The organism is Halococcus thailandensis JCM 13552 (assembly GCF_000336715.1).
Classification (GTDB): Archaea; Halobacteriota; Halobacteria; order Halobacteriales; family Halococcaceae; genus Halococcus; species Halococcus thailandensis.
Genome location: NZ_AOMF01000145.1, coordinates 175,582 through 184,583, shown reverse-complemented (window position 1 = coordinate 184,583; position 9,002 = coordinate 175,582). Strand labels below are relative to the sequence as shown.

Annotated in this window: 8 protein-coding genes; 1 reads left to right on the top strand and 7 read right to left on the bottom strand. The window is 67.6% G+C overall.

Annotation, left to right across the window (positions count from 1 at the left end; genetic code table 11):
• From C451_RS07745 to C451_RS07720, 6 genes are all read right to left on the bottom strand, one after another.
• A partial coding sequence (locus tag C451_RS07745) for a YihY/virulence factor BrkB family protein (RefSeq protein WP_241431215.1) occupies positions 1–803 on the bottom strand: 803 nt, incomplete at its 3' end.
• A gap of 50 nt (positions 804–853) precedes the next feature.
• The gene (locus C451_RS07740; RefSeq protein WP_007739450.1) at positions 854–1,666 is read right to left on the bottom strand and encodes a YihY/virulence factor BrkB family protein; all 813 of its coding nucleotides are present in this window, start codon (positions 1,664–1,666) and stop codon (positions 854–856) included.
• A 55-nt stretch (positions 1,667–1,721) separates the two neighbouring features.
• Positions 1,722–2,564, bottom strand: coding sequence for a YihY/virulence factor BrkB family protein (locus C451_RS07735; protein WP_007739448.1), 843 nt, complete (start codon positions 2,562–2,564; stop codon positions 1,722–1,724).
• Positions 2,565–2,671: 107 nt separating this feature from the next.
• Positions 2,672–3,778 (bottom strand): tRNA (guanine(26)-N(2))-dimethyltransferase, encoded by a 1,107-nt coding sequence (locus C451_RS07730; protein ID WP_007739447.1) that lies wholly within the window; start codon positions 3,776–3,778, stop codon positions 2,672–2,674.
• 365 nt (positions 3,779–4,143) lie between these two features.
• Entirely contained in the window at positions 4,144–5,787 is a 1,644-nt protein-coding gene (locus C451_RS07725) for a hypothetical protein (RefSeq protein ID WP_007739446.1), read from the bottom strand.
• The gene (locus tag C451_RS07720; protein ID WP_007739445.1) at positions 5,784–6,518 is read right to left on the bottom strand and encodes an ABC transporter ATP-binding protein; all 735 of its coding nucleotides are present in this window, start codon (positions 6,516–6,518) and stop codon (positions 5,784–5,786) included. Before C451_RS07720 ends, C451_RS07725 begins: the two co-directional genes overlap by 4 nt.
• Positions 6,519–6,631: 113 nt before the next feature.
• On the opposite strand from C451_RS07720, the gene C451_RS07715 reads away from it, so the two are divergent.
• Entirely contained in the window at positions 6,632–6,976 is a 345-nt protein-coding gene (locus tag C451_RS07715; protein WP_007739444.1) for an SWIM zinc finger family protein, read from the top strand.
• A gap of 18 nt (positions 6,977–6,994) precedes the next feature.
• On the opposite strand, the gene C451_RS07710 is transcribed toward C451_RS07715, so the two are convergent.
• Positions 6,995–8,857: a cation:proton antiporter domain-containing protein gene (locus C451_RS07710; protein ID WP_007739443.1), complete on the bottom strand. Its 1,863-nt coding sequence runs from the start codon at positions 8,855–8,857 to the stop codon at positions 6,995–6,997.
• Between the last annotated feature and the right edge of the window lie 145 nt (positions 8,858–9,002).

Genomic DNA, 9,002 nt, shown 5'->3' with positions numbered 1-9,002 from the left:
ATGTGTATAAGAGACAGGGCGAGAACCGCGTTCAACACCACGCCGAGCAGCAGTATCATCCCGGCGAAATACAGCAGCGTGACGAGCAACAGCACCGCACCGATCACCCCGTAGGCCTCGTAGCTACCGGCGTTGGCGGCGTAGAACCGGAAGCCGATCTGGAGAACTGTCCAGCCGACGGCGGTGAACAGTGCGCCCGGGAGCGCCTCGCGCACGGTTACGCCGTCGCCGGGCAGGAAGTAGTAGAGCGGCAACAGCGTGAGCGCGAGGCCGAGCAGCGTCGCCAGCGTGCCGGCGAGGCCAACCGCCGAGACGCCTGCGACGGTCACGTCGACCGGCGAGAGCGAGACGACCGCCCCGACGCCGACGGTGATAGCGATGCCGAGCACGACTGCGACGAGCGTGATAAGTCCGTTTTTCAACTGTGTCGCGAGACCCGGCGAATCACGCCCGTAGGCCCGCGAAAAGGCGGTATCGAGCCCGCGAAACACCTTGAGCGCGCTCCAGAGCAGGGCGAGTACGGAGACGATGGTCGCACCGCCGGCCCCGCTCCGATTGCTGATGGCATCGCTCACGAGTCCCTGTCCGCTCGGCGAGAGCGCGCCACCCGCCGCCTGCGCGATGCGGTCGGCCATCGCGTCCCCGCCGGCGAACGACACGGCGACGAGCAACAGCAACACGAGCGGGATCAGCGAGACGAACGCGTAGTACGCGAGGCTCGCGGCGAGGAACGTGATCTCCTTGTCCTGCACTTCGCCGACGAACGTCCGACCGAAGGAGGTCACGCGCGCGCTGGTACTCACGACCGCGCATTCGACCGACGGGTACATAAATCGGCGGGAAGCCGTCCGACTCACCGATCGATAGGTAGCCAACCCCCGTCCGGATCGACGCGATCGGCGAGCGTCGCGTTGAGCGCCGCACCGGTGAGCAGTGCAAATCCGCCGACGTAGAGCCAGACGAGGATCAACAGCACGGCGCTGGCCGCGCCGTAGAGCTGGGGTAGCGTCGAGATCGAGGCGTAGTAGCCGAACAGGGATTGGAGAACGGTCCACGCAGCCGCCGCAAAGATCGTCCCCGGAAGGATCTCCACCACGCCGCTGTCGACGTCGGGCAGGATGTAGTAGAGCGGGACGAACACGACGGTGAACACGGCGAAGACGACGATCGGTCCGAGGGTGTTCCACAGCCGGGTTTCGACGAACAGCGACAGCACGACGCCGCCGACGACCATCGCCACCACCGCGACGACGATGACGACGAACACGAGCACGATGTCCACGAGGGTTCCCACCAGCGAGCGCTCGCCCTGGGTGCCGTAGATGCCGCTGAAGGCGGTGTTGAGCGCCCGGAAGGTCAACAGCGCGCCCCAGAGGAACACGGCGGCGCTGAGGATCGTCGCGCCCCGATCGGCCGCGCCGAAGACGATCCCCTGCAACAGTTCGGCGTTCTCGGGCACGAGCGTACGCGTCGCCCGCATGATGGCCCGTATCGCGAGCGCATCGCCGGCGAGCGTCGAGATGGCGACCACGAGCAACAACAGCAGCGGTACCAGCGAGATGAACGTGAAATACGCGAGGCTCGCCGCGGTCAGGACGATCCGTTCGCGGCGCGCGAGCGCGATGACGTCGGCGAGAACGGCCACGACGTCGTCGGTCCTCGACACGATCCGCTTTGGTGACCGAGACGTAAGTACGACCCGCGCCCGGTACTGCCGTCGATCACCGATGAGCCGTCGGCAGCCACTCCGCATCGGGATCGATGCGATCGGCGAGCGTCGCGTTGAGCGCCGCGCCGACCAGCAGCGCCAGCCCGCCGACGTAGAGCCAGGTCAACAGGAGCAACAGTCCGCCGGCGACGCCGTAGAACTGCACGCTGCTCGACGTTGTCGCGTAGAGCCGGACGACGACCGCCGACACCGTCCAGACGAGCGCCGCGAGCAGCGTTCCGGGAAGAATCTCGGCGAGCGTGACGCCCTCGACTTCCGGCAGGAGGTAGTAGAGCGGGGCGAAGACGATCGCGAGCGTGACGAACAGGAACAGCGGGCTGGCCACTCGCAGGAGGAGCCGGTCTTTGACGGCGAGCGCGAGTGCGCCGCCGACGAGCGCGAGCGCGACGGTCGCGAGCCCGACGGTGACGAACACGATCACCGCATCGATCGCCTTGTCGACGGGTGAGACTTCCTCGCGCTCGTCGTAGACCGCGGCGAACGCACCGTCGAGCGCGCCGAACGTTCTGAGCGCGCTCCAGGCGAGGATGACCGCGCCGAGCACCGCCGCGCGGAACCGACCCTGGGTGTTCGCGAGCAGCGTCTTCGGCACCGAGACGCCGCTCGGCAGGACGGTTCCCGACGCGGTGCCCGAGAGCTGCGAGAGAACGCCGTGACCGAACAGCGAGAGCGCGATGACCGAAAAGAGCAGCAGGGGAACGAGCGCGGTGAAGAGGTAGTAGGCGAGGCTCGCGGCCATCAACGTGATCTGCTCCTGTCGGGCGACCGCGACGACCGTTCTGCCGATCGAGAGCAGATCGTCCGTCCGCGAGGTCGTGGTACTGCCGGTCTGCACACCCACCGTTCAGCGTGCCCCGGTATGAACCCCACCGACTTCGACTCGACTGATCGGAACGCATCGATTGATTGGACCGTATCTGCTGCTCAGGCTGTGTCGGTCGATCAGGCGGTGTCGGCCGTCGTGGTCGCGCGTTCGATCTCGGCGACCGTCGCGTCGGTCTTGAACGCCGTGCCGTGGTAGTGCGCCCGCGAGGCCTCGTAGCCTGCTTCGCGGAGCCGGGCCAGAAAGTCGTCCATCGCGCTCGCCGAGCGCGTCCACTGCCGGCAGAGGCGGTGTTGATCGTAATGGGTGGGCAGATCGAGTTCGCCATCGAGCGTGTCGAGCAGGTCGCGGGCGCGCTCGGCGGTGCCCATCTCGTCGGTGACCTGTTCACGAACGCGCGCCAGGAACTCGTTCTCGTGGACGGGACCGAGCCAGAGCGGGCCGGCGGTCCGCACCCGTCCGCCGCAGACCGGACATTTCTCGGGCGGGCGCGCGATGAGACCCTCCTGGCTCTCGCGGTGGAGACACGAGAAGCAGTGGTGGACGTAGCCCATCCCGTCGAGCGCCTCGTTGGCGTCGCTGGCCCGCCGCGAGAGCGAGAGATACGTCCGGACGTAGTGGCTCGTCGCGTGGCTCAACACCGGGATGGCGGCGACGTCGTACCGCGCGGCGGTGCGGACGAGCGCACCGAGGAGGATCCGGAGCCCCATTTCGGCGTGATACTCCGTGTTCTGCGGGACGGCGCTGTACGAGCGTACACCGCTCTCCTTGTGTGCCCCACACAGCGGCGCGGTGTCGGTCGCGGTGACGCAGACGAGATCGCGCGCCCCCCGAAAGGCGGCGTCGGCGAACGGGATCGGCGTGCCGAACGGATCGAGATCGACGACGTCGAACCCCTCCTCGGAGAGCAGCGCGTTCACGTTCCGGTTTACGACTTCCCCGTCGAGCCCGTTCCGATCGAGGTTCGTCCGACAGAGTTCGGTCGCATCGCCATCGCGATCACAGAGCGTTACCTCGTACCCCTCGCCGGCGGCGCGAACGCCCCGCGCGCCGGTCGCGGCGTGGGCATCGAGATACGAGTCGCAGTCCTCTCCGACCGCCCGCAGCACCGCCACCGTGAGGTCGCGGTTGAGCTCCTGGTCGGGGTTGAAAAAGACGCCCTCGCCGATGCCCGCATCGGGCTGTTCGGGCACCGTGAGGTCGAGACCACCTTCGGTGACGTGCATAGCGCCGCTCGGTCTTCGAGCGCGAAAAACGGTCTGTCCTGGATCGAACGATATTCATTCATTTTCATCAGGACGTCGAGTACGGGCCGAAAGCACATCTTGATCAGGATTATCTGCTTGGTTCGACAGAGACGATCGATGAGGCGGCTGAAACGGCTGTCCTGACAGCACTGTTCCTGACGACAATGAGAAACCGCACCGTCCCGCACAGCCCACATACCTCCCCAACCGATTGCGCTCCTCGCTCGTTTCACTCGCTGCGGTGCTCATCCCTCGCGCGTTCTCCGGCCTTCGGCCGGATTCATCGCGCGCCACCGCTACCAATTAATGTCGGAAGTTGGGAAAATCCCGATTCGATTCTGGATTCAGGCGAGCGTGTAGCGCTCGAATCGCCGTGCGACGTACCGATAGGCGAGCGGCGGGGCGACGACCACGAGCCCGATGGCGGCGGCAGCGCCGACGACGCGGAGCACCGGCGGGGCGATGGCGACCGAAAGCCCGGCGAACCCCGCGATGATCTCGATGAGGGCGGAGAGAACGGCTGCACCGCCCGGGATCAGCGCGATCGCGGCTCCGAGCGCGCCGACGGCCACAGCGACCGTGTAGCAGGCGAAGGCGGTCTTGCTCGGAATCACTACCTCCCGGCTCTGGCTGATGCTGACCGCTCCGAAGCGCGGGAACCGGGTGCCGATCGCCAGCGCGAGGAGCGGGCCGACGAGACAGAGCACCGCGCTCACGGCGGTGAGCAGCAGCCAGCGCGCCGGCGCGAGCGGACTCAGCACGCCGGCGACCCCCGTCACCACGACGACGAGCGGCAGGCCGACCGTCGCCACCGCGATGACGTGCCCGCGCACGAACTGCCCGCCACGAACCCCGGTCGTGAGTGTTACCGGCAGCAGCGCTCCCTCGTCGCCGAACGGGTTGAGCGCCGCCGCGCCGACTGCCCACGCCCCGTACAGCGCCAGCAGGATCGGCAGCGACGCCGGCACCGATCCCGTGGTGAACGCCTGCTGGAGCGGCGCGAACAGGAAGAGGAGAGGGTAGGCGACGTAGAGCAGCCGGATCGGCGCGCGCTTCGTTCGCCGCCAGACCTTCTCCACGACCGCGCGCGTCGGACCCGCGGCGATCCGCGAGAGCACCGTCGCGTCGGCATCGCTCTCCTCGTAGGTTCGCGTCCCTGGCTGTGCCCTGTCGGCGTACCAGAGCCGCTCGGCCGCGCGCACGTCGATCGCCAACAGGAGGGGGACGCCGATCGCGACCAGTGCGACCGCACCGGCCATCCGCGGCAACGACGGCGTGATGCCGGGAATCCCGGCCACGAGCAGGTCGCCGAACCACGCCGTCGGCGCATCGCGCAGTAGCGCCGACAGCTGGACCAGTGCGCGCCCGACCGTCTCCGAGGAGACTGCGACGAAGTACGCGAGCAGGGCGACGACAGCGATGACGGACTTGTAGCGCGTGAGCAGTTCGGACTGGCCGACGACGATCTTGATCAGCACGCCCACGATGTGGCCGACGAGCAGCGCCGTCGCGAACACCGCGAGGAAGGCCACGACGACGCTGACGAACGCCGTCGGCGCGCCGATGCCGAGCGCGAGCGCGCCCGCCACCACGACGACTGGCGCCGCCACGATCGAGAGCACGCGTGCGGCCTCGGCGAGCAGCAATCCTCCGAGCACGTCGGGAGCCGGCACGGTCGTCAGCATGCCCGTCTCGTGCTCGATCCGGGCGGTCTTGCCGACGGCGCGCTGGGCGATCAGGAACACCGGTCCGAGCCACGCCAGCGCGAGCGCGCTGCGCGCCCCATCGAGCACCGGCAGCGTGTCGATCAGTCGTTCGCCGGCCGTGTAGGCGAGATAGCTCCCGCCGACCGTCGGCAGCCCGACGAACAGCAGGAGAAAGAGCCCGAAGCCGAGCAGCTGCGTCGTGTTCTGCGCCATCGCGCGCAGGCTCCGGCGGTACTCGACGCGAGCGATGGCGAGGCTCCGCCCGACCGTTGGCCAGTTCATTGGGCTTCTACCGGCCGCTCGCTCGTCACGTCGAGGAAGGCGTCCTCCAGCGTGCGCTCCTCCTCGGCGCGGTGGGTGAGTCGCTCCGGCGAGTCCTCCGCGACGAGCGATCCGTCGCTGAGCACGCCGACGGTGTCGGCGAGCCGCTCGACGACAGGTAAAATGTGCGTCGAGAGGAAGACGGTGGCACCGCGATCGGTGAGTTCGCCGATGAGGTCGTAGACCGTGCGCGCGGCGCGCGGGTCGAGTCCCGAGGTCGGCTCGTCGAGGAAGACCACGCTCGGTTCGTGAACGAGCGCCTGGATCAGCGCCGTCTTCTGTTTCATCCCCTTCGAGTACGTCCCAACTCGCTCGTTCGCGTCGGCGGCGAGATCGAGACGGTCGAGCAACGTCTCTATGCGGTCGTCGCCGTCCATATCGCGGAGATCGGTGATGTAGCGCAGCTGCTCGCGTGCGGTGAGTTCGTCGTACAGCGGTGGTTCTTCGGGGAGGAAGCCGATTTCCGAAACTACTGCCTCGCGATTCTCGATCGAATGGCCGGCGACACGAGCCGTCCCACTCGTCGGCCGGACGAGCGTCGTCAGCATCCGCATGGTCGTCGTCTTGCCCGCGCCGTTCGGTCCCAGAAAGCCGTAGACGGTGCCGGCGGGAACCGTCAGATCGATCCCCGAGACGACGGTCGCCTCGTCGAACCGCTTCGTCAGGCCGTCGGTTTCGATGGCGGGCGGCATACGGGAAAATCAGTCAATCGTCGTAAAAATATTTTCATCCGACGCGATCGTCGTCCGAACATCCCCGCCCCGCCCATCGAACGGGTTTTCATCCGCCGGCGCGAACGCCCGCTGTGACCGAAACCGAGTGGCAGCGCGCGCTCGACGACGCTGGCGAGCTCGATCCGTCGATCACCGAGCGCATCATCGACGTGCACGGCGACCGCGGCGTCAGAGCCATCGAAGCGGTCGCCGAACGGCGTGTCAAGCAGTATCTCGATTTCACCGTCGTGGTGGGCCACTCCGACGAGTACGTCGTCGAGGACGGCGGCTGCACCTGCAAGGATTCGGCCTACAACCTCGACGCCGACGACGACAGCCAGCGCTGCTGGCACGTTCTCGCCGCTGCCATCGCCCGCCGCATCGGCGCGCTCGACCACCACGACATGTGGTACTCCGACGTCCGCGAATTTCTCTGATTCCCCGCCCCTGGATCGCTACCCGGCCCGCGCGAACAGGGTGCGGGCGTCGTCGACGGCCTCGGTCCGACCGAGCAGCGTGACGGTGTCGCCGCGCTCCAGATCGAAATCGTCGCCCGGATAGTGGTTCGTGCCGTCGCGGTTCACGAGCGCGAGCAGACACTCGCTCGGGAGATCGTTTCTGACTGCGGCGATCGACCGGCCTACGGCCGCGTCGGCGGTGACGTCGACCTCGCGGACGTCGCCCGACTGTCCCAGCTCGACGGTCCACTTCAGGAGTGCGGGACGCTCGACGAGGTTGTCGATCGCCCAGATCGCCGATTCCGTCGGCGAGATCGCCCGCACGCCGAGATCCTCGAAGGCATCGGTGTTCTCCGGCTCGTTCACCCGCGCGATGATGTGGTCGACGTCGAACGTCGAGCGCGCGAGCTGTGCAGCCAGCAGGTTCGCGTCGTCGTCACCGGTCGCGACGACGAGGAGTTTCGCGTCGGCGACGCCGACATCGCGGAGCGTCTCGGCGACGGTCCCGTCGCCGACGTGGACCGTATGGCCGTCGTCACGCGCTCGACGAGCGATGTCGGCGTCGCTCTCGATCAGGACCGGGTTTTCACCGTGTGCGTCGAACCGCTCGGCGAGGCCACGCCCGACCGTGCCGCCGCCGACGATGACGATCTGCATGGGTACCACGTCGAGCGCCGAGGCAATATATGGTGCCAATCCACCCTCGAGGACGACCGTCGCGAGGATCACGAGAAACACCGTCCCGACGAGCGTCGTCGCCTGCTCCGGCAGCCCGGCGTCCGTGAGTTCGACGGCGAACAGCGTCGCGACCGATGCGGGGATGATCCCACGTGGTCCGACGAAACTCATGAACAGGCGCTCGTCGCGGCTGAACTGGTGGCCTCGCGTCGAGACGAACACCAGGAGCGGCCGGATGACGAACATCACTGCGGCGACGACCACCAGCCCGCCGACGCCGAGCGCGGCGATGTCGTCGAACGAGAGCAGCGCGGCCAGCGCGATGAACACGAACGAGAGGAGCAGCGTGGTGACGTCGCCCTTGAACTCGCTGATCGTCTCCTTGTAGGGAACGTCGAGATTGCCGAGCGCGAGCCCGGCGGTGGCGGCCGCGGCGATGCCGGCCTCCTCGGCGAGCAGCGTCGCTCCGGCGTAGGCGACGAACGCACCCGCGAGCGCGAGGAGGCGTGCGTTCTGGGCGGCGTTGCCCGCCGCGCGATCGACCGCCCGGATCAGCGACCGCAGAACGACCGCGACGAGCGCGCCGACGACGATCCCGATGGCGAGTCGCGCGGCGAACTCCTCGAGAAAGGCGATTCGCGTCGGCTGTTCGGCGAGCACGACCTCGAAGGAGACGTACGCGAGGATCGCCGCGGTCACGTCGTTGACGACCCCCTCGAACGAGAGCGCGTTCGCCACGGAGTCCCGCACCGCGACCACGTCGAGGATCGGGTCGATGACGGTCGGACCGGTCGCGACCAGCAACGACCCGATCAGGAAGGCGAGATCCCAGGGCGTGCCGAGTGCGAACCGCACCGTGATCGCGGTGCCGACCAGCGCGATCAGCGCGCCGACGGTGATGAGGCGGAGCCGCGTCGACCGCGTCGCCTTGAGATCCTCGTAGCGGAGATGGAACGCCCCTTCGAAGACGATGAGCGCGACCGAGAGATCGACGATCACCGGCAGTGCGACGCCGAACGCCTCGCGCGTGACGATGCCGAGCCCCTCGGGGCCGAGGACGATCCCGGCGACGATGAGGAAGATGATGCTCGGGATACGGTAGCGATCGGCCAGCACCTGTGCGAAGATGCCGATCGTGAACACCAGGGCGACGAGCGCAACGAGGAGTTCGACGCGTGCCATGTGATCGTCCCGTCCTTATGTCGGAACGGCAGACACGGAAAACGGTTCGGTCGTTCGTCGGATGAATATCGAAAGTTCGATTCACCCTCACTGCTGCGAGGGGAAAAACGGTCGCGAGAACCGCGATCGGCGCTGTCGGCGGCTG